Below are 23,400 nucleotides of genomic sequence, written 5' to 3'. Positions count from 1 at the left end.
GCGGGCGCGCATGGACGACAGAGAGGCCGGACTGGCGCCGGCGGGCCGCGCCTTCGGCCCGCTGACGACAGAGCGGCGGCTAGGCCGCGCGCTGGCCGGCGACCGCGGCCCTTGGCGCGGCGCGATCCTCGGGCTTTGGATCGCGGGAGGAGCCGCCGCCGGTACGGGCATGCTGGGGGCGCCGACAGGCTTCGGGACGCCGGTCGATCTTGTGTCGGCCGTATCCTCGCATACGGCGGCGTTCGCTTTATTGTCGCTGCTCGTCGCATGGGCGCTCACGTTCGTTCCCCGGCTGTCCGGTCCGTTCGCCACGGTCGGCGGGTTGCTGTACACGGGCACGCTCGTCTTTTTTTTGCTGTTTTTCAGCGATATGGGCGTCGTCCTGTCGCTTCTGTTGGCATGCGCGTATACGCTCGCCGCCGCAGCGACGGGCTGGCTTCTAGCCGCCGCGCTCGCACGGGACACTGGCTCGCGCCTGCGGACCTCTTCCATCCTTGCGCTGGCGCTAATAGGCGGCGCGATCGTCTGGGCGGCGGATCCTTCGCTGCTGAAGCCGAATTGGCCGCGCCATGTCTCGATGGACGACGCCGATTCGGCAGCCGGCGCGGACGGAGCGAGCGACGGTGCGACGGTCGGCGCCTTCCGTCCATTCACGGCCGGCGATCCTTCACAGCCCGGCAGCTACGCCTACGATGCCTTCACCTACGGGAGCGGCGACGACCGGCGTCCCGCGTTCGGCGAGGAAGCGCGGCTCGTCTCCAAGCCCGCGGACGCTTCCGCCTATTTGAAGGACTGGCCGCTTTTACGCAAATGGTACTGGGGGTTCGGCCCGAAGTCGCTTCCGTTGAACGGGAGCGTATGGCTGCCGCGGGGAGAAGAGGCGTTTCCGCTCGTGCTCATTGTCCACGGCAATCACGCGATGGAGGATTATTCGGACGGGGGGTACGCCTATCTCGGCGAGCAGCCCGCGAGCCGCGGCTTCCTTGTCGTTTCCGTCGACGAGAATTTTCTGAATTATTCCGTCTGGTCGGGCATCCCCGATCAGGATATGAAGCTTCGTGCCTGGATGCTGCTTCGGCATATCGGCCAGCTCCGCGACTTTAACGCGGATCCGGACTCCCCGCTCTACGGCAAGGCTGATTTGCAAAAAATAACGCTGGTCGGGCACTCGCGGGGCGGACAGGCCGTCGCGATGGCGGCGGACCGGGAGCAATGGTTTGCGGATGACGCGTCCTTGCCGCGGGCTTCGGACTATCGGATCGTGTCGGTCGCGGCGATCGCGCCGACGGACACCGTCGTAGACGGCAAGCAGGCCCGTTTGCGGAACATTTCTTATTTGACGCTTCAGGGCGCATCCGATGCCGATATCAACGATTTTTTCGGGGACAGGCAGTATATGCGCACGACGTTCGCGACCGATGGAGCCGGGCAAGCCGGTTCGGCGTTCAAGGCGTCTCTCTACATTGAGGGCGCCAACCATGGGCAGTTTAACGAGAGCTGGGGCCAGCGCGACAGCTCCCTGCCGGCGGGACTTTTTCTCCGCAAGCCCGCTCTCCCCGGAGAGGAACAGCGGCGGATCGCCAAAGTCTACCTGACCGCCTTCCTGGAGGCAACGCTGCACGGAGACGATGCTTACAAGCCGCTGTTCGAGGATTATCGCTCGGCGCGCGCCTATCTTCCGGACACGCGGTACGTCAGCCGGTACGAAAGCGGCACCTTCCGGGCATTAATCCGGTTCGACGACGAGGAGGCCGTCCCCGGAATGCCGAGCGCAGACATCGCGGGGACTTCGTCCGCCGGAGTGACCGCAGAGGTCGCCGAGGCGTTGGACCGTCAGCGGCGCGGCAAAGGCACGCACGGGCTCTTGCTCCAATGGGCGCAAAGCGGCGAATATACGATGACTTGGGCAAAGGCTGTTCCGACAGGCGTGTCCGTCGACGATCGCGCCGTGCTCTCCTTCGCCATGGCGGATCTGTCGCGGGATCTGCCGGAGCAGGACGGAGCGCCCGCGGCCTCGGACATTCGGATCGGCCTCACCGACGCGAACGGCGTCTACGCGGAGCTGCCGCTTGCGGCGTTCGCTTCCCCGCAGCCGCTATTTCGCGCCGAGATTACCCGGCTGGGCCCGCTTGAGCCCCTGGTGGACGGCGGCAAATACCGGGAGCCGTACGAGCCGGTGTTCCAAACCTATCGCATGCCGCTTAACGACTGGACGAAGGCGAATCCGTCATTCAATACGATGTCCGTCAGCCGGATCTCTATCCTGTTGGGCAATGGCCCCGGCAAAGTGATGCTGGACGATATCGGATTTGACGCGCCATGATCCGAGATGCGAACTGTAATTCGCATGTTGACAGTTGGCGCGCGGCGGCCGTATACTGTGTTTGAAAGAGCACAGTTGAAAGCCATCCCGATACCGCTGCAGCCGGCTCACGACGTTAACTGTGCTTACATTAGACATAGTCAATCAAGTGGAGGGAATATTATGAGCGAAACGATCACCCGCGTCGCCGATTATGCCAGCGTAGTCAGGGAGCGCCACTCCGTACGTCATTACGATCCGAACGCGATCATCTCGGAAGCCGAACTGAAGGAGATTCTTGCCGAGGCGTCGCTGGCGCCGTCGAGCAGCAATACGCAGTCCTGGCGCTTCTTCGTCTTCCATGACAAAGAGCTTCAGAAGAAGCTGCTGCCGATCGCGAACAACCAGCAGCAGATCGTCGACTCGTCCGCGGTCATCGCGGTGCTGGCGGATCGCGAAGGCTTCAAGCGGCTAGGTCAAATTAACGACATCGCCGTTGAGAAAGGCGTCATGACCCGCGAATTCGCCGACCAATACACGGAGCGCGCTATCGGGATATACAGCAGCCTGAGCACGGAAAAGCAGACGCAAATCGCGCTCGTCGACGGCGGACTCGTGAGCATGCAAATCATGCTGTCGGCCAAAGCGCGCGGCTACGACACGGTACCGATGGGCGGCTTCGACGCCGTACGTCTCGTAGCGGAATTCGGCATTCCCGAGACCCTCGTGCCGGTCATGATCATCGCAGTGGGCAAGGGAACGGCTCCTGGCAGAGCGACGGCGCGCCTGCCGCTCGACGAGATCACGTTCTGGAACGGCCAAGGCCTGAACTAAAACATAGTCTAGCATCGACAAGGACGAAGCGGCTCGCACCGCTTCGTTTTTTGCGTTCTACCACCAGGCTTCGCTTGCTAGCCCTGCGGGAAGCAGTTAAATAAAAGTCAGGCCGAGTTAGGCCGAGTCAGGCGGAGCGAACCGTTGCCGGACTCCGGAGGCTCTATTTCGTAAAAAACGGTCCGAATTGCGAGATGTTCGGACCGGAGAGGCGTTATTGAATCGAATCAAGGCCGAACTTGGCCGGCAATCCCGCAATAGCGGCCGCTGTGTCCGCAAGCGTGCCGCGAATCGCGATAAGAACTAAAATAAGGGCTCCTGGGTCCGTCAGCTGCGCGCCAGGGCGCAAGCAACTGGCCGCAGGCGGCTTTTTTTACATGCGTAAAAATTCGGTTAAGCGGCTGTTAAGCGCTTTGATGTAAAACTAGAGTGTGAACGCTGCGCCGGAGGGGGAGCCGAAGCGCAGGGTAAGTCATTCATAAAAGGCTACCTATTACAGTCGTTCGGAATTACAATAGATTATAAATCGACAAAGTTGTAAATCAACGGAACAAATTCGACGGCGGGCGCGGTGAAGAACGTGGGAGTGCGGGGCATCAAGAATATAGCGGGCGGACTCGACCGGTTCCTCATCGGCCTTGCGATCGTCGTCATTTTACTCGGCGCGGCGATGTTCGTCATGAATCAATCCGTCCGGGGAGGTCCTCAGGCCAAGCAGGGGACGCTCGACCTGTCCGGCTGGGATTTCCGCGCCGACGGGACGGTCCGGCTGGACGGGGAGTGGGCGTTTTATCCGGATCGGCTGCTGACGCCCGCCGACTTCGCGAGCGGCAGGGAGCCGGCAGGCAAGCGGTATATCCAGGTTCCGGGCGTCTGGAACGGCAAGGGCATGAAGGGGTACGGGCATGCGACTTATCGCCTGACGATCCGCATACAGCCGACCGATCGGACGCTGGCCATCCACAAGCAGGTCATCCGGTTTTCCGACCGGATGTACCTGGACGGCAAGGAGCTGGCGTCCTCCGGTTCGCCGGGCGCCTCCCGCGGGAGCTACGAGCCGGGCAACTTCCCCTATACCGTCTCGTTCGTCGCGCAGGGCGATACGATCGATCTGCTGATCCAGGTCGCCAACTACGACTATCCGACCGGCGGCATCGCGCTGCCTCTGCGGCTGGGACTGTCCGACGACATTCAGATGTCCAGGGCGGCGCAGACGATGTTCGAGTGGGCGGGCGCGATCATTTTTCTCCTGTTCGGCATCTTTTCGCTGTCGCTGTATTTCTTTTTTCAACGACGTCTCCCGTTCCTGTCGTTCGGCTTGTTTTTCCTGTGCTTCGCCGTGCTGATCGTCATGAACGGACAGCGTATGCTGTTCCAGCTGCTGTCGGACATGCCCTTCGAGCTCATGTGGAAAATCAAGGATCTGTCCATCCTGCTCGCGATACCGTTTCTTAACGTGTACACGGCGTATGCCTACGCGACCGGCTTGGCCCGGCGCTTGCTGCTCTATTCCGCAGGCGCGATCGGGCTGCTCTGTTTCGTCATCGTTTGGGTGCCGTACCGCGCATATGCGCCTGCGCTGGACGGGATCATGCTGACGTTCATGCTGCTGCTCATGACGCTTGCCGCATACGTCCTCGATCTGTACCGCAAGCCTGCGACCGCGGCATACTCGAAGCGTGAGCTCAAGATGTACCTGATGGCGCTGGTGTCTCTGCTGCTGCTCCTGGTCAGCGCCGCCTTTCTGAACCAGGGCGACGGCACGTTCCTGCCGTCCATTCTGTCCGACGTGCTGGGACTCTCGTTCGTCAACTTTATCGTGGCGATGCTCGCGCAAAATTATTTCTCGACCTACCAGTCGATGGTCAAGCTCACTGCGGAGCTGCAGGCGGCCAACCAGCTGAAGGACGAATTCCTGCTGCGGACTTCCTACGAGCTGAATACGCCGCTGCAAGGGATCATGAACCTGTCCCAGTCGCTTCTCGACAGCTCCGCGCATCTGCCGAAGGACAGGCGCGTCGGCAGCCGGGACAAGCTTCAGATCATCCGCAATACGGCATACCGGATGTCCAATCTGGTCAACGACATTATCGATCTCACCCGGATCAAGGACGGTCATCTGGAGGTCTCGCTCAAGCCCGTGGATCTGGTCGCCTGCGTGGCGATCGCCTTCGAGGTGAACGGGTTTCTGGCGCGGGAGAAGTCCGTGCGCCTGGAGCATCGTCTCGATCCGGAGAGCCGCTACGCGACGGCGGACGAGAACCGGCTTATGCAGGTGCTGTCCAACCTGATCGACTACAGCATGAAGTTCGACGATCTAACGGCTATCCTGGTGAGCGGTCACAGGCGGGACGAGATGTCCGTCCTCCAGATCGAAGCGATCGTCTGGGGCGTCGGGATCACGGCGGATTCGAAGTCCCGCCAGCCGGGCTTCTTCGGCGCCAATCTGGCCGCGGCGATCGAGCTTACGCGGCTGATGGGCGGCGAGATGCGCTTGCTGCCCGGCGAGCAGGCGCGCGGCAGCGTCATCTTCGAACTCGAGCTGCCGATGGCCAAGCCCCCGAATCGCGATCGCGACGGCGTCATCCTGCGGGAGATCGGCAAGCGGACGCAGGACGGATCGGCTTCGCACGGACAGTCGGGTGGCGTCTACACGGTGCTCGTCGTCGAGGAGGAGCCGCTCCATCTGGAGCTGATGGTGAACTTGCTCATCAGCGAAGGCTACCTGGTGCTGACCGCCCGCTCGGGGGAAGAGGCCATGGAGCGGCTCGAGGGCAGCGCACGACCCGACATCGTGCTGCTCGACGTGCTGCTGCACGGAGGCGGCAGCTACGAGATCAGCCGCCAGATCCGCAAGCAATACACGCCAATCGAGCTGCCGCTGCTGTTCGTCGCTGCGCGGACGACGCCGGCAGACGTCGAAGCGGGACTTGCAGCCGGCGGCAACGACTTCATCTCCAAGCCGCTCGACGCATCGGAGGTCCGGGTGCGCATTCGCACCCAGCTGGCGATGAAGCGTCTTGCGAAGGAAGCGACCGCGAGCGAGATGGCGTTTCTTCAATCGCAGATCAAGCCGCACTTCCTCTACAACGCGCTCGGCACGATCATGTCGCTCTGCTATACGGACGGGCCGCGCGCAGGCGAGCTGCTGGCGGTGCTGAGCAAGTATTTGCGGATTATTTTCCACGAGGATCACAAAGAAGAGAGCGTCCTGCTGTACAAGGAGATTGAGCTGGTCCGCGCTTATGTGGACATCGAGAAGGAACGGTTCGGCAACCGTCTGGCCGTCGAGATGGATGTGGACGAGCGCCTGATGTCCTTCAAGGTCATGCCGCTGACGATCCAGCCGCTCGTCGAAAACGCGATTCGCCACGGTGTCGCAAAGAAGCTCAGCGGCGGGCGGGTATTGCTGTCGGTGCAGCGGCGCGGCTCCGAGGTGGAGATCGTGGTCGAGGACAACGGCGTCGGCATGGCCGAGCGCCAGGTGCGCGACCTGATGGATACCGCCGGGGGCGCGGCGGACGGCGTCGGCTTTGCCAACATCGCCAAGCGCCTCGCTCATCTCAACGGCAGCCGGCCGCTCATCGAGAGCGAGCCGAACGTCGGGACGCGGATCACCATCAGGCTGCCGATCAAGGACGACTAGTGAAAGGAGGAATTCATCATGATCACTGCATTGTTGGCGGACGACGAAGCGCATGCGCTCAGCCTGCTGGAGCTGCTGCTCCATCAGACGGGCGAAGTGAAGGTCATCGGACGCTGCGGCAACGGCATCGACGCGATCGCGGAGATCGCGCGGCTCAAGCCCGACGTCGCTTTTCTGGACATCGAGATGCCCGGCATGAACGGACTTGAGGTGGCCGAAAGGCTTGGCTCGGCGGTTTGCGATACGCAGATCGTATTCGTGACCGCCTACGACCGGTATGCCGTGTCCGCTTTCGAGAACGATGCGCTCGATTATTTGCTCAAGCCGCTCGAGGTAGACCGGCTCAACCGGACCGTCGGCCGCGTGAAGCGGGCGGTCGCCCGCAGGAAGTCCGAAGCGCCGTCCGAACCGGCGGACGCGGGGAAGGCCGCGGCGAACCAGCCGCCTCCGGAGCTGCAGGTGCAGCTGCTCGGCGAGATTCAAGTATCCGTAGAAGGCAAGGGAAGGCTCAAATGGCGGACCTCCAAGGAAAAGGAGCTGTTTGCATACCTCGCCGTCCATTACGGCAACCGGATCCACCGCGACGTGCTGCTCGACGAGCTGTGGCCCGACGAGCATTACCAGAAGGCCAAAGTTTATTTGCATACTTGCGTGAGCTACTTGCGCCGCGATTTCCGCCAGTTGGGCATGGAGGACGCCGTCATTTACGAAGACGAAAAATACTCGCTTGCCCCGCAGCTCGAGCGTTCGGACTACCGGAAATTCGTCGACGCAGCGGCCGGTCTGCTGCAATCCGGCGGCAACAACATCGAGCAGCTCGAGCGAACGGTGAACCTGTATAGCGGACGGCTGTTCCGTAGCGAGGACTACCAGTGGGCGGACGACGAGATCCGGCACACCGAGGCGGCGATCGAAGCGCAACTGCTGAGGCTGACCCATCTCTATGAGGAGCGGCGGGACTTTGGACGGATGATCGCCGCAGGACGCAGGCTGCTGCAGCATTCTCCGTACAATGAGGAAGCCTATCGTACCCTTATGAAGGCTTACGCAGGCAGCGGCAAGCACGACGAGGTGTATCGCGTGTACGAGGAGATGGGGCGCAGGCTCGACGAGCTGCAAATCCAGGCGTCGGACATGACGCTCAGTCTGTACGAGGGCTTGCGGGTGCGAAAACGGGGCTGAGATTCGGTTCGACGCGGCGAATTTTAAGCGAAACTTCAGGTTGCGCTCATACGCGCTTAAGCAGAGGGGGATAAGATGATCTCAACCCCCCCTTTGATATAGCAAGAACCATTGGACCCGCGACGACGCGGGTTCCTTTTTTTGGCTGTTGAGCGTTGGTTGTGCGTTTAAGACAACGATGGGCGGGAAAAACGGACTAGCTGCGTCCGCCGACCTTTCGCTCGTAGAGGCTCGCGCTCCCGTCCCGGCCGTCGAAGCGGCCGCGATATTGCAGTCCTTGGCGCGCGTAATACGCGTTCAGCGACGGATTGTCCGCCATGCAGTCGAGCCGAAGCCAAGATCTGCCCTTCTGCGAAATGATGCTTTCCGCTTGCAGCAGCAGGAGCCGGCCGATCCCGAGCCCCTTGCGGTCCCGCGCCACGGCCAGGCGGTGGACATAACCTGCGTCCTCATGGTACAGCGCTCCCCAGACGACTTCCGCTTCCTCCCAGTTGATCGAAAAAGCGCCGGCGAGCCTGCCGTCCAGCTCGGCGACGTAGACGTCCTGCTCGCGGAACAGCTGCTCCACGTTCGCGGGCGAGAACATATCCGAGTTCCACTGCCGGATGCCCTTGGCCTCCTGAATCCATTCTACGGCTTCGAGATACAGCGCCCGCAGCGCTTCGGCGTCGTCCATGGTGGCGGGTCTGATGTCCAAGCCGGCCGGAGCGGCGGATTCGGAGCGTGTGTCCGAACCCGCTTCGCCAGGCGGCCCGGACGGCTCCCGCCGCCATGCGTATTCAAGCATAGACGCCGATGCGAGCGCCCGCTCGACGCCGAACAGCCGCGAGACGATGTGCAGCGCTGCGTCCATGCCCGTCGTGACGCCGCCGGACATGACGAGCTTGCCGTTGTCGACGTAACGGACGTCCCGCACGATCGTCGCGCTCGCCGGGGCCGCCGCCTCCAGCAGATCGAATGCTCTCCGGTTTGTGGTGATCCGCATGCCCTCGAGCAGGCCGGCCTTCGCGAGCAGCAGCGCGCCGGTGCAGACCGAGAGGACGACCTCGGCGGACTGCGCGGATTCGCCGATCCATTGCACGAGCCGCTCGTTGTGCATCTCCTTCCGCGAGCCGAGGCCGCCGGGAACGACCAGGATGTCCGGCGCGGGGCAATCGGTCAAGCTGTAGCGCGGCTCGAGCACGACGCCGCTTACCGTCCTTACGGAAGCGGCATGCTCCCCGACCGTGTAGACGTGCAAGTCCTTCCCCCAATCGCTGGAAACCGCGAACGCATCGAGCGGACCCGCCACATCCAGCGTATCGACGCCCTCGTAGATCAGTACCGCTACGTTTCTCGCATCCTTCATGCTCACCATCTCCTTTTTTTCGACAAATAAAAAAAGCATTTGACCTGAAGATCAAATACTTTGCCCAGGCGATCGGCCTATGAAGAACGCGCTCCCCCGCAGTACGCTGCGTCGAATCGCCAGTCACGCGCCCCATGAATGCTTATTGCCTATTATAAGCGGATGCGTCGCGTTATCAAGCTATTCTTCGTGAACGATCTCGCCCGTACGCGACAGATCGTAGCCGGGGATCGCGGCCAGCTCCCGCTTGAACAGGTCGGAGCGCAGCTCGGCGAGCAGTCCTTCGATCCAGGGCAGATTCGCCGGCGTCTTCAGCGCGACGAGGTCGTAGCTCTCCTGAATGAGGGGGATAAAGTCGATCCGTCCGACGATCGCCGCCGCCTTCTCGATGCCGACGCCGAAGTCGGCTTCCCCCGAGGCGACCTTCGCGGCGACCGCCATGTGGCTCGTCAACTCGTCGGTATAGCCCGAGATGCCGCTCGCACGGATGCCGCGCACCCGAAGCTGCTCCTCGAGCAGCACCCGCGCGCCCGCGCCGCGCTCGCGGTTGGCCAGCCGCAGGCCGGGCCGCGCCAGATCCGCCCAGTCCGCGAGCCCCAGCGGATTGCCCCGTTGGACGTACAGGCCGGCCGTGCGGCCGAGCAGGCGTACGACCATATACGGGGCCCCGATCAGGATGCGCCGGATATAAGGCAGGTTGTACTCGCCGGTGTCCCCGTCGTAAAGATGCGTGCTGACGAGGTCCGCCTCGCCGCGGTACATGGCGATCAGCGAGTCGAGGCTGCCCGCGTAGGCGCGCAGCGGACGCACGCCGCCGGCGCGCGGATTGCGCTCGAGATGCTTGGCGAGCAGGTCGAGGCTCATGTCCTGGCCGGTGATGACGAGCGGTCGGATCGCCGAAACAGCGGGCTGCGCCGAAGCTGCGGACTGCGCTGAAGGCGCGCCGCCCGTCTCCGCTGCCGCGGATCGCTCTGCAGACGGCTGGCGCGGAGGCTGTCCCTGAGACGCGGGGGAGCGCATGCGCTGCTTGTAGGCTTCCAGGTCCGCGGCGTCGACGCGCATTTGCTTGCCTACGCGGTAGGAGGGCAGCTCGCCTTTTTTAATCAGGTCGTAGACGGTCAGCTTCGATATTTTGAGCATTTGGGCGATCTCTTCGGTCGTATAGGAGATACTGGTGGTCATATCGGGCAAGCTCCTTATCGGCGAGGGTCCATTATGGAATCTATTGTAGCACAATGGCCGAACGGGGCGCCGCAAGCACACGTTTACAGCATATATTCCGTTATATATAATGATATTTAAATATAAATAGATATAATCAATAGGAGAGTGTGGAGCTGCTATGTGTAAAATGATGAAATTTAGCGCGATTTGGATCGTCTGCCTTGCCGTGGTGCTCGGGCTGTCCGCTTGCGGAGGAGCGAACGACGTTAGCAGCTCCAACGGCTCGCCGTCGGCTTCTTCAGCCGCCTCGCTGCCCGCTTCTTCTTCTGCAGCTGCGCAAGCTGCTCCGTCCGCGGAGGAGACCGAGCTCACGGTGTCCGCGGCGGCCAGTCTCACGGACGCGCTTGGCGAGCTGAAGGCGCTGTACGAGACCGCGCACCCGGAAGTGACGCTGAGCTTCAACTTCGGCGCTTCCGGCGCCTTGCAGCAGCAGATCGAGCAAGGCGCGCCGGCAGATCTCTTCCTGTCCGCCGCAACCAAAAACATGCAGGCGCTTGTAGATAAGGGGCTCATGCAGGAGCAGCGCGACCTGTTGAAAAACGAGCTCGTCGTCATCGTGCCTTCGGACGGAGCGGCCCCCGTCGCGAAGCTGGAGGACCTGTCCGGCGACGCGATCAAAAAAATAGCCGTCTGCATTCCCGAGAGCGTGCCTGCGGGCGGCTACGCAAAGGACGCATTGACGGCCGCCGGGCTGTGGGACAGCCTGCAGGCCAAGCTGGTGCAGGGCAAGGACGTGCGCCAGGTGCTGCAATATGTGGAGACGGCCAATGCCGACGCCGGCTTCGTCTACAAGACGGACGCGCTGTCGTCCGACAAGGTGAAGGTTGCCTTAGCCGTCGATCCGTCGCAATACAAGCCGATCGTCTACCCCGTCGGCGTCGTCAAGGCGACGAAGCATGCCGATGCCGCGGAGCGTTTCTACGAATATCTCCAAACGCCGGAAGCGGCAGCCGTCTTCGTCAAGTACGGATTCTCGGCAGCCGCTGCCGGGTAAGCGCGGCACCCGATGGATTGGCAAGCGTTCTGGCCGCCGGTTCGGCTCTCGCTGCAGGTCGCGCTTTTGTCGAGCGTCGTCGCGCTGGCGCTCGGCACCGTTGGGGCGCATCTGTTGGCGAGACGCCGGTTCAAAGGCCGGTCTCTCGTCGAGACCGCCTTCATGCTCCCGCTCGTGCTGCCGCCGACGGTCGTCGGGTTCGTCCTTCTCGTCCTGCTGGGAAGGCGCAGCGGCGCGGGCCGATTCATCGAATGGCTGACGGGCGCGCCGGTCATCTTCTCCTGGTGGGCGGCCGTCATCGCTGCCGTCGTCGTTGCTTTTCCGCTCGTCTATCAGACGATGAAAAGCGGCTTCGCCTCCGTCGACCGCGAAGCGGAGGAGGCCGCGCGGGTCGCGGGCGCGAGCGAGCTTCAGGTGCTGCTCTATATTACGCTGCCGCTTGCGGGACATGCTTTTCTCACGGCGTTCGTGCTGGCGTTCGCGCGCGGGCTCGGCGAGTTCGGGGCGACGCTGATGATCGCGGGCAACATTCCCGGACGGACGCAGACCGTGCCGACCGCGATCTACGTGGCCGTGGACGCCGGTCATACCGGGATGGCATGGGCATGGACGGCGGCGGTCATCGGCATCTCGTTCCTGCTGCTGCTGTTCACCGGGCGCGCGGGGAAGTGAGCCATACAAAGAACCTGGCGAAAAATCGCCAGGTTTCTTAGTGCAGCAGCCTGCTCTCCTTCGCCTTGCGCGTCGATGCGGCCAGCAGGCGGTTGATCGGACGCTTCAGCGCGAGCCCCAGCACGAGGGCGGCGGCGGCGTACGCGGCAGTGAACGCCAGGCATCGGCGTACGATATCCCACAGGATGCCGCCGACCGCTTCTCGCATCATGGAGATGGCATAGGTGAACGGCAGATACGGATGGATTTTCTGGAAAAAAGGCGGCGCCATCTGGACAGGGAACGTCCCGCCCGCCCCGCCGAGCTGCAGCACGAGCATGACGATGGCCAGCGCCTTGCCGACGTTGCCGAATACCGAGACGAGCGTGTAGACGATAAGCATGAACACCGCCGACAGCAGCATGCCGAACAGCACGAACCACCCCGGGCGCGCGACATAGGCGCCGAGCACGTAGATGTCCCCCAAGGTGACGCAGAGCGATTGCAGCACGGCAAGCGTCCCGAGCGTCAGGTATCTGCCGAAGTACACGTGCCGGCTCCGGTAGGAGACACCGGGCTCGTCTACGTCGACCGTCATGACCGATACGAGCAGCACGGCGCCGACCCAGAGCGACAGCGTGGTGAAAAAGGGAGACATCGCGGACCCGTAGTTGGGGATCGGGTACAGCTTGTTTTCTTTGAGCGAGACGGGCGCCGCGAAAAACGCGCTTTCCCTCTGCGCGTCGTGGCGCAGCAGCTTGATGATGTCCGCCAGGTTGTTTTCCTTCTCGAACGCGCGGATCTTGTCCGCGATCTCGCCGATCTTGCGCTGCGCCGCCGGCAGCTCCGCCTTCGCCTTGGTCAGCTCCGCACCGCCCAAGGTGAGCGCCGATGCCGCGTCCGCCAGCACGCGCTTCGCGTCGGGCATCGCGGCCGACGCATCCTTGAGCACGGCCTGCGCCGTGTCGGCGGCGGCCGCGGCTTTGCCGAGCGCCGCGTCGATGCGCGGCGCGATCTCGCCGTCGTAGGCGCCGAGCAGCTCGCCCAGGCGCACCTCTCCCTCGCCGGCCAGCGCATTCAGCCGGCCTGCCAGCGCCTCCGCGGGCGCTTCGCCCCGCCCGGCCGCGTCCGCGATGCCTTCGAGCAGCTTCGCCTGCTCGAGCATGCCGGCTTGCGCCTGCTTCAGCCTGGCCGCCGGCGTGGACAGCGCGGACGCGCCAGACATGGCGTCCAGCTGCGTGAGCAGGCCGCCGAGGTGCCCGGCTAAGTCCGCGCCGGTCCGCAGCCGCTTCGCCGTGCCGGTCGCAGCCGATGCTGCGGCGTCCAGGTCCGGGTTCGCGGCCTGAAGCAGCGCCGTCACCGAGCGGGCCGCCCCCGCAAGCTGCTGCAGGCTCAGCAGATCCTGCTTGATCTGCGGCCCCATTTGCGCCAGCGCCGTGCGGCTTTGCCCAAGCAGAGCGCCGGTCTTCTCCGCCAACGTCTGACCTTTCGCGGCAAGCGCGGCCACGTCGGGCAGGCGTTTTTGCGCTTGCGCCACGACGCCGCTTGCGAGCCCGACGTCGCGCTGCGCCGTATCCGCGGCGGCATTGATCTCGGGGAAGGCCGCCTCAAGCTTGAACAGCAGCGTCTTCACTCTTTCGATCGAGGGGAGGCTGGCTTCAAGCTCGCTGCCGGCTTCATTGAACAAGCCGAACAAAATGCCACTCGCCGTCTCGACGAAGCTTTGACTGACCTCCTGCACGATGCCGGTCGCGCCTTTCGAGGTGATTTTCGGCGCAATCGCGTTGATTTTCTCGTTGACGTAATAGTCCAGTGTCGCGGGCGACGGCTCCGAGGCCAGAATGGTGGCCAGGCTCGCGGAGAAATTGTCCGGAATGACGATGGCCGCGTAGTAGTCGCCGTGCTTCACGCCCCGCATCGCCTCGGCCCGGCCTGCGAACGTCCATCCGACGCTCGGGTTGTCCGCCAGCTTGGCGGCGATCTCCTTGCCGACGTTGACGGGCGTGCCGCGGATCGTCGTGCCCTTGTCTTCGTTCGCGACCGCGATCGCGATGCCGCCGGTCTGCGCATACGGGTCCCAGGACGCCTCGATATTGAACCACGCATAGAGCGAGGGCAAGCCGACGAGTCCGAGGAGGATGACGGCCGCAGCCGGATTCGTGAATGCGCGGCGCAGATCGCGAAGATAGATGGAAAAGACGGATTTCATGCGCACTCTCTCCTTTCCGGCACAACAGGGACTAATATTCCCTGTTCGGCACGCATCTCATCCGAACGAACTGGCCATTACCCGTGCGGGCGCAGAACGTCGCTTCGATCTATTTCCTAACTGCGCCAGGTATGTTAGTATGAGTGAAACAGGGCGCCTTATATATGACAACATATGATATAATAATTGATTACATAGATACTTTTGGGCGAATTTAGGGAACCGGAGGAGCTTCGGCATGAAATTGAACGTGTCCAATCAAAACCCGCTGTACTTGCAATTGAAGCAAATCATCAAGGAGGATATATCGAGGGGCGTATACAAGGCGGGACAGAAGCTGCCGCCCGAAGCGGAGATCGGGAAGACGTACGGCGTAAGCCGAATCACCGTGCGGCGGGCGATTACCGATCTGGTGGAGGAGGGCGTGCTGCACAGCCAGCAGGGCAAAGGCAGCTACGTGCGCGAGCTGAAGGAGAAGCGGGAGCTCATCTCGGTCGGCAGCTTCTCCGACATGACGACGGCTTCGGGCAAGACGCCGAGCAATCAGATTCTGTCCAACCTGATCATCGACGCCGACGAGAAGCTCGCGGAGACGTTCCGCATTGCGGTCGGCGATCCCGTGCTCAAGCTGAACCGCTTGCTGTTCATCGACAATGAGCCGTTTATCATCGAGACATCGTACTTCCCCCTTGCCCATATGCCGGATCTGGAGAAGTATGTCGCGGCCTCCTCGTCCACCTACCAGATTCTGAAAAGCAAATACGGCATCGAGCCGGCTTATTCCGACAAGACGCTGGAGGTTGTGCTGGCTTCGGACTACGAGTCGGGGCTGTTCCAATGCGACCGGGGGACGCCGCTTTATTTGATCGACAAGATCACCTACGACAAGCAAGATCGTCCGCTTCATTACTCCCAGTCCCAATACTTGACCAGCAAGGTGATCTTTACGATTCATACCGGCAAGCGCGGCTCGGACTGATCGGCGTCTTCAAGCGCGCTTCGCATCCAGGCTTTCCGTCTCTTGTCCGGCTGTCGTCGGTCGGAGCCGGGAGGCTTTTTTTGTGCAAGGCGACAGCGGGGCGCGGGGCGCGGGGCGCACGGCTCGTCCGCGAGAAAGCGCTTGACGGATCATGTTGTAATTGTATTTAATTATTATATTACAACTAATAACAAGTCAGGAGGCTTTTCGATGAAACTGATCGCGATCGGCGATAACGTGGTGGACTACTACCAGGATCAGCGGATGATGTACCCCGGGGGCAACGCCCTGAACGTAGCCGTGGCAGCGAAGCGCATCGGGGCGGAGAGCTGCGCGTACCTCGGCATCACGGGCGACGACGCGGCCGCTTCCCATGTGATCGAGTGCATGCGCCTGGAAGGCATCGACGCTTCCCGCATTCGCCGAACCTACGGTCCCAACGGCGAAGCGGTCGTGACGCTGAACGAAGAGGGGGACCGCATATTTGTCGGTACGAATCGCGGCATCCGCATGCCGTCGCTGCTGCAGCTCAAATTGACGGAAGACGATCTTGCGTATGCCGAAAAATACGACCTTATTCATACGAGCGTCAACAGCGATATCGAGCATGAGCTGGCGCGACTGTCCGCCCGGCGTCCGGTCGCGTTCGACTTCTCGACGCGCAAGAAATGGGACGAGGCGTACTTGCGGCAGGTATGTCCGCATTTGACCTATGCGTTCTTCTCGGGCAGCGACATGGGCCAGTCGGAGATCGCGGAGCTGACCGCGTTTGTGCATGAGCTGGGCGTAAAGGTAGTCGGTGTGACGCGCGGCGCCGATCCGGCCCGGTTCTCCGAGGCGGGCGCCTTGTATACGCAGGAGCCGATGCCCGTGCGTATCGTCGATACGATGGGCGCCGGCGACTCGTTTATCGGCGGATTTCTCGCTTCGTATCATGGCAAGGGAGACATGCGTGAGGCGCTTGCCGCGGCCGCGCGGGCTGCGGCGACCACCTGCGAACATTTCGGCGCGTTCGGATACGGCATGAGAAAATAGGCAAGACGGTGGCTTCACGACTGGAGCGCGTGAGAATACCTCACGCGCTTTTCTTATTTTTTTCGTTCAGGAATTATGGAAGCGTTACATGTGATTTAAGCTTTCATTATGAAAACATTTTCATTCAAAAACCCTGTTGACTGTCATGTATAGAGATGCTATATATTATAATATAACAACATATACAAAGTTAAAGACGATTAGCGATTGCCAAGCAGGCTTGGAACAGGACCCGGGCAGGGTTCGCAGGTGGAGACGGGGAGGAACCTATGCGGATAGCGGGCGTTGGATTCAACTGTATCGACATTTACGATAACTTGAACAAGTATTACCCGACCGGCAACAGCGTCGACTTCATCGTCCATATGAGCCGGTTCGGCGCACAGACTGCCATGGTCAGCGTGGTGGGCGATGACCCGTACGGCGAGCTCATGCTCGATATGCTGCGGAAGGAGAATGTCGACGTCTCCCATATGCCGGTGCGCGAAGGACGGACGGCGGTGTTCAAGATGGACCTGAACGGCAACGACCGGGTTCATAAGGAGAAGATCGAGGGCGTGATGGCGGACTTCGCTCTGACCCCGCAGGACAGGGAATTCATCGCGGGCTGCCGGGCGATGCATACGAATCTGTCGGGCAAGGTTGAGGCGGAGCTGGCCGGCTTCCGAAGCGGCGGCGTGGAGGTCGTGTTCGACTTCTCGACGCGGACGACCCGGGAGATCGCCGGGCCGGTGCTGCCCGACACGGACTATGCATTCTTCTCCTATCCCCAAGAGGATGACTATATATTGGAGTTCATCCGATGGGCGCAGGAGCGGGGGCCGAAGGTAGCGGTCGTCACCCTGGGCGAGCACGGCAGCCTCGCGTACGACGGCGATCGTCTCTACCGGGAAGGCATCGTACCCGCCGAGGTGGTCAATACGGTAGGGGCCGGCGACTCCTTCTGCGCAGGCTTCATGTACGCGGCGCTGTCGGGACGGACCGTGCAGGAATCGCTCCGGTCCGGCGCGGAGACGGCAGCGAAGGTCGTTGCCAAGTTCGAGCCCTACTGACTTATATAGAAGCTTCACATATCCGGACCGACCGGCGGAAAGGCGGAAATCAATTGATCATCGATGTGCATACTCACCCGATTTTCTACAAGGCGATCAGCGAAGACAGGGATACGCTCGACTATCGCAAGCGGCAATTCGGCGTCTTCAAGCAGTCGCCGAGCCCGATCGAATCGACGCTGCAGGAGATGGATTACAACGGCGTGACGCGCTCCATCCTGCTGCCGATCGACCTGACGACGCAGAGCGGCGGCTGGATCGTCTCCAACGACGACGTCAAGACGATCGTCGATCTGGCGCCGGACCGGTTCATCGGCTTCGCCAGCGTCGATCCGTATCGCGAGGATGCGCTGGAGGAGTTGGATCGCGCGTTCGGCGAGCTCGGGCTGAAGGGCCTTAAGCTGCATCCGTCCAAGCAGAAGTTTTATCCGAACGACGAGCAGCTGAAGCCGATCTACGAGAAGTGTCTGGCGTACGACAAGCCGATCATGTTCCACGCGGGCATGAGCTGGGAGCCGGACGCGCCCTCCAAGTACTCGCATCCGCTGCACTTCGAGGACGTGGCGGTCGCCTATCCCGAGCTTCGCATGTGCCTCGCCCACTTCGGGTGGCCGTGGGTCAAGGAGACGGTTATGCTGCTGCTGAAGTACCCGAACGTGTTCACGGACACGTCGATCCTCCATATGGACAATGCGCTCGACTTCTACAAGCAGGTGTTCAAGGTAGACATGGGACCGCTGTGGATCGAGCGCAACCTGAACGACAAGGTGATGTTCGGCACGAACGGTCCGCGCTTCAAGGCGAAGCGGCTGCTGCCCGCTTTGCAGGCGATGGATTTCCGGCCTAAGACGCTGCAGAAGATACTCGGCGGCAACGCGGAAGTATTTCTGGGCGAAAGGAGGAACGAGCGGCCATGGTTAAACTAGAAACGATCGTCATCCGGTCGACCGCGGAATTCCAGATGATTAAAATTACCGAGCAGGTTCGGGACATCATCGCACGCAGCGGCGTGCAGAACGGGCTGGCCGCCGTCATCTCGGCCCATACGACGACCGGCATCATGATCAACGAAGGGCTCGAGTGCGTGGAGACGGACATCGAGGAGCTGCTCGAACGCCTCGTGCCCAAGGATATGCCATATGCGCACGCCCACTTCCTGCCCTCCTACGGCGCGACGGGCAGCAATTCTCCATCCCATCTCAAGTCCATGCTGGCCGGCAACAGCTGTATGTTCGTCATTCAGAACGGCGTCATGCTGTCCGGCGACGCGCAGGACGTCTACCTGACCGAGTTCGACGGACCGAAGGGCCGCAAGGTGTATATTCAAATCATCGGCGAGTAGACGCCGGGGAGGAGTCCCGCATGACGCATCTGGCTATGTCGCAAATCGCGGGCATGAACGAGCATTACCGGCTGTATCCGCTCGATTATTTCCTGGACGATATGGTCCGACTGGAGCTTGAAGCGATCGAGCTGTGGGCCGGAGCGCCTCATCTGTATATCGAGGACGCGACCGCGGCCGACCTGCGCCGGATCCGTGCCGGCATCGAGAGCCGGGGACTCAAGCTGATCTGTTATACGCCCGAGCAATGCCAGTACCCGTTCAACATCGCGGCCAAGGAGCCGGAGCTTCGCGCCAGAAGTCTGGCCTACTTCTTCAGAAGCCTGCAGGCCGCATCGGAGCTGGGCGCCCCGATGTTCCAGACCGTGCCCGGCTGGGGCTACTTCGACGAACCGGCCGGCGAAGCCTGGGAGCGGACGCGCGACGCGCTGGCCGCCTTGGCCAAAGAGGCCGGCAAGCACGGCATCGTAATAACGCTGGAGCCGCTTGAGCGCAGAGGCACGAACATCGTTACCGACCTGCCTGCGCTGAAGCGGATGCTGGACGACATCCGCTCCCCTCACTTAAAGGTCATCATTGATACCTGTCCGATGGCGGCCGCGGGAGAGACATTCGACGATTACTTCAAAGCGTTCGGCGACGATGTCCGTCATATCCACTTCGTCGACAGTCTCCACAAAGCCTGGGGGGACGGCGACTTCCCGCTGGCGGACTGGCTCGAAAAGCTGAACAGGCATCGCTATCGGGGCTATCTGACGCTGGAGATTTGCGCCCGCGCCACGTTCACGGAGCCGACGGAGGCGGTGCGCCGCAGCCTGTCGCTGCTGCGGAGCGAGCTTGCGAAGCTGAAGGGGGTGACGGCGTGAGGGAGCGCGTGCTTGCGGTCGCGCCAAGCAATGTGCTTTACAAGTTTCACTCGCTGGACAGCTTCCTGGCGGAGGCGGTCCGCTGCGGCTGCGGAACGATCGAGCTGTGGGGCGGCGCGCCCCACCTCGATATCGAAGCCGCGACGCCGGCGGATCTGAAGGAACTGCGGCGGCGGCTCGCCGAGCTGGAGCTTCGCGTATGCTGCCTGACGCCGGAGACCGGCCTGTACCCGGTCAATATCGCCTCGAACGATCCGGTGCTGCGGCAGCGAAGCGAAATATACGCGATGAAGTCGCTGGAGGCCGCAGCCGAGCTGCAGGCGCCGATCATGCAGGTGACGAGCGGCACGGGGTACTACGACCGCCCGGCAGAGGAGGCATGGCGGCGTTCGGCGGATTTCCTGAGCCGGCTCTCCCATCGGGCCGACAAGCTCGGTATCCGGCTGGCGCTCGAGGCGCTGCCCGTGCATGAATCGAATCTCGTGCGCGACGCCGCCTCGCTGCGCCGCATGCTGGATGAGGTCGGCCAGCCCTCGCTGGGCGCGCTGCTGGACACGTCGACCGCCGCTGCCTTGAGCGAGTCGCCTGACGATTATATCCGGCTGCTGGGCGCGGAGCGGATCGCGCACATCCAGCTGGTCGACGGGCCGGGCGGCCATCTGGCTTGGGGCGACGGCACGCTGCCGCTCGCGGACTACCTTGCCTCAATCAGAGCCGCCGGGTATGCGGGATCGCTCGGACTCGAGCTGTTCGATCACAAGTATTATGTCGACCCGGCACCCGTTCTGCGGCGGGCGGCAGGCGCGCTCAGCGAAGCCTTGCAGCCTGCATAACCAAGCGAAAGCGTTACGATTACTCAACGGGAGGACCTGCCCTCATGCGCAACGTGTCGGTCATGAACTACAACTACCAACGCTACCCGCTGGAATACTTTCTCGAATCGATGAATCGCCTGGAGGTCGGCGCGATCGAGCTGTGGGCGGCCGAGCCGCATCTGTACGTCGAGGACCTGCCGGCAGCCCGACTCTCCGCGCTGCGGCGCGAGATCGTCTCCAGAGAGCTGAAGGTCGCCTGCTTTACGCCGGAACAGTGCGTCTATCCGATCAACATCGCCGCCCGCGACGAACGGCTGCGCGCGCGCAGCGTCGATTACTTCAAGAAGAGCCTGGCCGTGGCCGCCGAGCTCGAGTCTCCGCTGCTGCTGGTCGTTCCGGGATCGGGCTTCTACAATGAGCCCAAAGAAGAGGGCTTCAAGCGATCGGCCGAATCGCTGCGGACGCTCGGCGAGGAAGCGGCCAAGTACGGCATCCATATCGTGATGGAGACGCGGACGCCGTACGGCACGAATCTGGTCAACAACATCGGCGATCTCCGCCGGCTGATCGACGAGGTCGATTCCCCGTTCGTCGATCCGATGCTGGACACGGTGCCGATGAATGTCGCCGGAGAAGATGTGCGCGCCTGGCTGGACGCATTCGGAAGCCGCCTGCGCCACGTGCACTTCTGCGACGGCGACGGCAAGGGCGGATCCAACATGGCGGTCGGGGACGGCGTGTTCCCGATGCGCGATTATTGGGAGCTGCTGAACAAGGAGTATGAAGGGTACCTGACGCTGGAGCTCGTCGTCAATCGCTACTATCTGGAGCCCGAGAAGGAAGTCCGCAAGTGTCTGGAACGGCTTCAAGCGATGTCGGAGCCCGAAGCGGGCCAGATTCGGCAAACCATCTAAGGAGGCGTACAAGCATGGCCAAGATCGCAAATATGAACTTTCATTATCACCGTTATCCGTTCGAATACTTCCTCGATTCGACCGTCAGACTCGGTCTTCCGGCTGTCGAGCTGTGGGGCGGCGCGCCGCACCTGTACGTGGACGACGCGTCCCATGCCGACATCGTCTCCATGCGCCGCGAGATGGAGCGCCGCAATCTCGAGCTCGTCTGCTTTACGCCCGAGCAGTGCATCTACCCGATCAACCTGTCCTCGAAGGACGACACGCTGCGCAAGCGCAGCATCGAATACTTCAAGAAGTGCATCGGCGTCACGAATACGCTCGAGACATCGCTGCTGCTCGTGACGGTAGGCTACGGCTTCTACAACGAGCCGTCCGAGGAAGCGTGGGCGAGAGGCAGAGAGTCGCTGCGCATCTTGGCGGAAGAGGCGGAAAAGCAGGGCGTCGTACTCGCTCTCGAGCCGATGTCCAAGGCGGGCTCGAATCTCATCACCGATCTGGCGACGCTCAAGCGGATGTACGACGAGGTGAACTCGCCGGCGCTGAAGGCGTTGATGGATACGGTGCCGATGACGCTCGGCGGCGACAGCATCGAGGCCTACGGCGAAGCGTTCGGGCAGGATCTGGCCCATATCCACTTCCTGGACGGCGACGGCAAGACCTCCGCGCACCTCGGCTGGGGCATGGGCGTATTCCCGCTCGAGGCGTTCGCGGAGAGCTTGAAGAAGATTAGCTACGAAGGATGGCTGACGCTCGAATTGATCGGTCCCCAATACAACTGGGAGCCCGAGGCGTTTACGCAGAGAAGTATCGACCGTTTGTCCGAAGTATTCGGATCGATCGTCGCCCGCTAAGGCGGACCGGCGTTTGCTCATATTTCCTGACCCACATTAAAAAAATTGGAAAGCGGGGAAAAGAAAATGAAAAAGGGAACGGGCAAGTTTACGATGGGCAGATGGGTGACGATTCTTTCGCTGGCGCTGATCGTGTTAATCGCGGGCTGCGGCAGCAACAACAACGGCAACAACGCGCAGGGCGCCTCCGGCAGCGCGTCGTCGAGTCCGGCCGCGAGCGGATCGGCCAGCGCTTCTCCGAGCGATGTGCCTGCGCTGCCGGCGGACGTCAAGAAGCGCGGCAAGCTCGTCGTCGGCGTCAAGGTCGACTACCCGCCGCTCGGCTACCTGGACGAGAAGGGCAAAAATGCCGGCTACGAGATCGGCGTCGTCAAGAAGATGGCGCAGTACGCCTTCGGCGACGAGAATGCCGTCGAGTTCGTGGCAGTTAACGCGACGAACCGCATTCCTTATCTTGAATCCAAAAAAATCGACTTCATCGCGGCTACGCTCGGCGTGACCGAGGAGCGCAAGAAGCAGCTCGACTTCTCCACCAACTTCTTCGACGGCGGCGCCGTCACGGTCGTCAAAAAGGGCAGCGACATCAAGCAAATCCCCGATCTGGCCGGCAAGAAGGTCATCGTCATCAAGGGTTCGACGGGCTCCACCTATCTCGAAGAGAATGTGCCGACCGCCGAGCAGATCAAGATCGAGAGCAATGCGGACGCGCTGCGCGCGCTGAAGGACGGACGCGCCGACGCTATGTTCCACGATGCCGTACTGATGTCCGAATTCGTCAAGACGTCGACCGATTATACGATCGTCGGCGAACAGGTCGCCTTCGCGCCGATGGCGATCGGCGTACGCAAGAACGAGCCGGAGATGCTCGCCTTCGTCAACGGCGCGCTGGAGCAAATGCGCAAGGAAGACTACTTTAAGACGCTGATCGAAGAATACCTGCCGCAAGCGGGCGACCTCGATCCGATGAAGATGATTCCGCGCCCCTAACGGCATACCGATACGGGAGGTAACACCACGATGAGCGACAAACCGAAACTATCCATCCGCAACCTGCAAAAGCAGTATGGGGACAATGTCATCCTGCGCGGCGTCGACATCGACGTTCATTCCCGCGAAGTGATCGTCATCATCGGGCCGAGCGGCTCGGGCAAGA

The 23,400-nt window shown here is 62.0% G+C and carries 19 protein-coding genes and 1 riboswitch; of the genes, 16 read left to right on the top strand and 3 right to left on the bottom strand.

All coding sequences use genetic code 11. The features are described 5' to 3' along the window. Positions 1 to 10 precede the first annotated feature (10 nt). The 4 genes from KVT38_RS17790 to KVT38_RS17775 all read left to right on the top strand — a co-directional run bounded on the left by KVT38_RS17790 (position 11) and on the right by KVT38_RS17775 (position 7,964). Positions 11 to 2,323 carry an alpha/beta hydrolase family protein gene (locus KVT38_RS17790; protein WP_217595088.1) on the top strand — a complete coding sequence of 771 codons (2,313 nt, stop codon included), beginning with the start codon at positions 11 to 13 and terminating at the stop codon, positions 2,321 to 2,323. A gap of 162 nt (positions 2,324 to 2,485) precedes the next feature. After that, positions 2,486 to 3,136, top strand: a complete 651-nt coding sequence (locus tag KVT38_RS17785) for a nitroreductase family protein (RefSeq protein ID WP_217595087.1) — start codon at positions 2,486 to 2,488, stop codon at positions 3,134 to 3,136. A 571-nt stretch (positions 3,137 to 3,707) separates the two neighbouring features. Continuing rightward, positions 3,708 to 6,782: a histidine kinase gene (locus KVT38_RS35390; protein ID WP_217595086.1), complete on the top strand. Its 3,075-nt coding sequence runs from the start codon at positions 3,708 to 3,710 to the stop codon at positions 6,780 to 6,782. A gap of 18 nt (positions 6,783 to 6,800) precedes the next feature. After that, on the top strand, positions 6,801 to 7,964 hold the full coding sequence (locus KVT38_RS17775; RefSeq protein ID WP_217595085.1) for a response regulator: 1,164 nt from the start codon (positions 6,801 to 6,803) through the stop codon (positions 7,962 to 7,964). Between the two features lie 196 nt (positions 7,965 to 8,160). On the opposite strand, the gene KVT38_RS17770 is transcribed toward KVT38_RS17775, so the two are convergent. Continuing rightward, complete coding sequence (locus KVT38_RS17770; protein ID WP_217595084.1) at positions 8,161 to 9,312, bottom strand: DJ-1/PfpI family protein; 1,152 nt, start codon at positions 9,310 to 9,312, stop codon at positions 8,161 to 8,163. 55 nt (positions 9,313 to 9,367) lie between these two features. Beyond that, positions 9,368 to 9,449, bottom strand: a riboswitch (ZMP/ZTP riboswitch). A 43-nt stretch (positions 9,450 to 9,492) separates the two neighbouring features. After that, a complete protein-coding gene (locus KVT38_RS17765; RefSeq protein ID WP_217595083.1) occupies positions 9,493 to 10,494 on the bottom strand; it encodes a helix-turn-helix transcriptional regulator in 1,002 nt (333 codons plus the stop codon). A gap of 160 nt (positions 10,495 to 10,654) precedes the next feature. On the opposite strand from KVT38_RS17765, the gene modA reads away from it, so the two are divergent. Continuing rightward, positions 10,655 to 11,530 carry a molybdate ABC transporter substrate-binding protein gene (gene modA / locus KVT38_RS17760; RefSeq protein ID WP_217595082.1) on the top strand — a complete coding sequence of 292 codons (876 nt, stop codon included), beginning with the start codon at positions 10,655 to 10,657 and terminating at the stop codon, positions 11,528 to 11,530. Positions 11,531 to 11,542: 12 nt separating this feature from the next. Then, positions 11,543 to 12,202, top strand: coding sequence for a molybdate ABC transporter permease subunit (gene modB, locus KVT38_RS17755; protein ID WP_217595081.1), 660 nt, complete (start codon positions 11,543 to 11,545; stop codon positions 12,200 to 12,202). Positions 12,203 to 12,239: 37 nt separating this feature from the next. Here the strand turns inward: modB and KVT38_RS17750 are convergent, their stop codons facing one another. Continuing rightward, on the bottom strand, positions 12,240 to 14,390 hold the full coding sequence (locus KVT38_RS17750) for a YhgE/Pip domain-containing protein (protein WP_217595080.1): 2,151 nt from the start codon (positions 14,388 to 14,390) through the stop codon (positions 12,240 to 12,242). A gap of 238 nt (positions 14,391 to 14,628) precedes the next feature. Here KVT38_RS17750 and KVT38_RS17745 point away from each other — a divergent pair, with 238 nt between their 5' ends. From KVT38_RS17745 to KVT38_RS17700, 10 genes are all read left to right on the top strand, one after another. Beyond that, entirely contained in the window at positions 14,629 to 15,369 is a 741-nt protein-coding gene (locus tag KVT38_RS17745; protein WP_217595079.1) for a UTRA domain-containing protein, read from the top strand. Between the two features lie 210 nt (positions 15,370 to 15,579). Further along, a complete protein-coding gene (locus tag KVT38_RS17740) occupies positions 15,580 to 16,404 on the top strand; it encodes a PfkB family carbohydrate kinase (RefSeq protein WP_217595078.1) in 825 nt (274 codons plus the stop codon). Positions 16,405 to 16,673: 269 nt separating this feature from the next. Beyond that, positions 16,674 to 17,456 (top strand): fructoselysine 6-kinase, encoded by a 783-nt coding sequence (gene frlD, locus KVT38_RS17735; RefSeq protein WP_217595077.1) that lies wholly within the window; start codon positions 16,674 to 16,676, stop codon positions 17,454 to 17,456. 53 nt (positions 17,457 to 17,509) lie between these two features. Continuing rightward, positions 17,510 to 18,382 carry an amidohydrolase family protein gene (locus tag KVT38_RS17730; protein WP_217595076.1) on the top strand — a complete coding sequence of 291 codons (873 nt, stop codon included), beginning with the start codon at positions 17,510 to 17,512 and terminating at the stop codon, positions 18,380 to 18,382. Further along, positions 18,370 to 18,798 (top strand): secondary thiamine-phosphate synthase enzyme YjbQ, encoded by a 429-nt coding sequence (locus tag KVT38_RS17725; RefSeq protein WP_217595075.1) that lies wholly within the window; start codon positions 18,370 to 18,372, stop codon positions 18,796 to 18,798. Before KVT38_RS17730 ends, KVT38_RS17725 begins: the two co-directional genes overlap by 13 nt. A 20-nt stretch (positions 18,799 to 18,818) precedes the next feature. Then, positions 18,819 to 19,664 (top strand): sugar phosphate isomerase/epimerase family protein, encoded by an 846-nt coding sequence (locus KVT38_RS17720; RefSeq protein ID WP_217595074.1) that lies wholly within the window; start codon positions 18,819 to 18,821, stop codon positions 19,662 to 19,664. Next, a complete protein-coding gene (locus KVT38_RS17715) occupies positions 19,661 to 20,497 on the top strand; it encodes a sugar phosphate isomerase/epimerase family protein (protein WP_217595073.1) in 837 nt (278 codons plus the stop codon). The genes KVT38_RS17720 and KVT38_RS17715 overlap by 4 nt, the downstream gene beginning before the upstream one ends. A 44-nt stretch (positions 20,498 to 20,541) precedes the next feature. Continuing rightward, positions 20,542 to 21,393, top strand: coding sequence for a TIM barrel protein (locus KVT38_RS17710; RefSeq protein ID WP_217595072.1), 852 nt, complete (start codon positions 20,542 to 20,544; stop codon positions 21,391 to 21,393). Positions 21,394 to 21,407: 14 nt separating this feature from the next. Continuing rightward, positions 21,408 to 22,247 (top strand): TIM barrel protein, encoded by an 840-nt coding sequence (locus KVT38_RS17705; protein ID WP_217595071.1) that lies wholly within the window; start codon positions 21,408 to 21,410, stop codon positions 22,245 to 22,247. Between the two features lie 66 nt (positions 22,248 to 22,313). Continuing rightward, positions 22,314 to 23,234, top strand: a complete 921-nt coding sequence (locus tag KVT38_RS17700) for a transporter substrate-binding domain-containing protein (RefSeq protein ID WP_217595070.1) — start codon at positions 22,314 to 22,316, stop codon at positions 23,232 to 23,234. Positions 23,235 to 23,400: the final 166 nt, after the last annotated feature.

This window comes from Cohnella sp. GbtcB17, from assembly GCF_019091135.1.
Classification (GTDB): domain Bacteria; phylum Bacillota; class Bacilli; order Paenibacillales; family Paenibacillaceae; genus Cohnella.
The sequence above is the reverse complement of the archived record's forward strand: the minus strand, read 5'-3'. Positions and strand labels throughout refer to the sequence as shown.

What these genes read in the sequence shown, in the direction of transcription:
- modA (WP_217595082.1), top strand. Translation starts at nt 10,655, where the DNA reads ATGTGTAAAATGATGAAATTTAGCGCGATTTGGATCGTCTGCCTTGCC.
- KVT38_RS17750 (WP_217595080.1), bottom strand. Translation starts at nt 14,390, where the DNA reads ATGAAATCCGTCTTTTCCATCTATCTTCGCGATCTGCGCCGCGCATTC.
- frlD (WP_217595077.1), top strand. Translation starts at nt 16,674, where the DNA reads ATGCGGATAGCGGGCGTTGGATTCAACTGTATCGACATTTACGATAAC.
- KVT38_RS17765 (WP_217595083.1), bottom strand. Translation starts at nt 10,494, where the DNA reads ATGACCACCAGTATCTCCTATACGACCGAAGAGATCGCCCAAATGCTC.
- KVT38_RS17725 (WP_217595075.1), top strand. Translation starts at nt 18,370, where the DNA reads ATGGTTAAACTAGAAACGATCGTCATCCGGTCGACCGCGGAATTCCAG.
- KVT38_RS17720 (WP_217595074.1), top strand. Translation starts at nt 18,819, where the DNA reads ATGACGCATCTGGCTATGTCGCAAATCGCGGGCATGAACGAGCATTAC.
- KVT38_RS17790 (WP_217595088.1), top strand. Translation starts at nt 11, where the DNA reads ATGGACGACAGAGAGGCCGGACTGGCGCCGGCGGGCCGCGCCTTCGGC.
- KVT38_RS17705 (WP_217595071.1), top strand. Translation starts at nt 21,408, where the DNA reads ATGGCCAAGATCGCAAATATGAACTTTCATTATCACCGTTATCCGTTC.
- KVT38_RS17785 (WP_217595087.1), top strand. Translation starts at nt 2,486, where the DNA reads ATGAGCGAAACGATCACCCGCGTCGCCGATTATGCCAGCGTAGTCAGG.
- KVT38_RS17770 (WP_217595084.1), bottom strand. Translation starts at nt 9,312, where the DNA reads ATGAAGGATGCGAGAAACGTAGCGGTACTGATCTACGAGGGCGTCGAT.
- KVT38_RS17740 (WP_217595078.1), top strand. Translation starts at nt 15,580, where the DNA reads ATGAAACTGATCGCGATCGGCGATAACGTGGTGGACTACTACCAGGAT.
- KVT38_RS17700 (WP_217595070.1), top strand. Translation starts at nt 22,314, where the DNA reads ATGAAAAAGGGAACGGGCAAGTTTACGATGGGCAGATGGGTGACGATT.
- KVT38_RS17710 (WP_217595072.1), top strand. Translation starts at nt 20,542, where the DNA reads ATGCGCAACGTGTCGGTCATGAACTACAACTACCAACGCTACCCGCTG.
- modB (WP_217595081.1), top strand. Translation starts at nt 11,543, where the DNA reads ATGGATTGGCAAGCGTTCTGGCCGCCGGTTCGGCTCTCGCTGCAGGTC.
- KVT38_RS17775 (WP_217595085.1), top strand. Translation starts at nt 6,801, where the DNA reads ATGATCACTGCATTGTTGGCGGACGACGAAGCGCATGCGCTCAGCCTG.
- KVT38_RS17745 (WP_217595079.1), top strand. Translation starts at nt 14,629, where the DNA reads ATGAAATTGAACGTGTCCAATCAAAACCCGCTGTACTTGCAATTGAAG.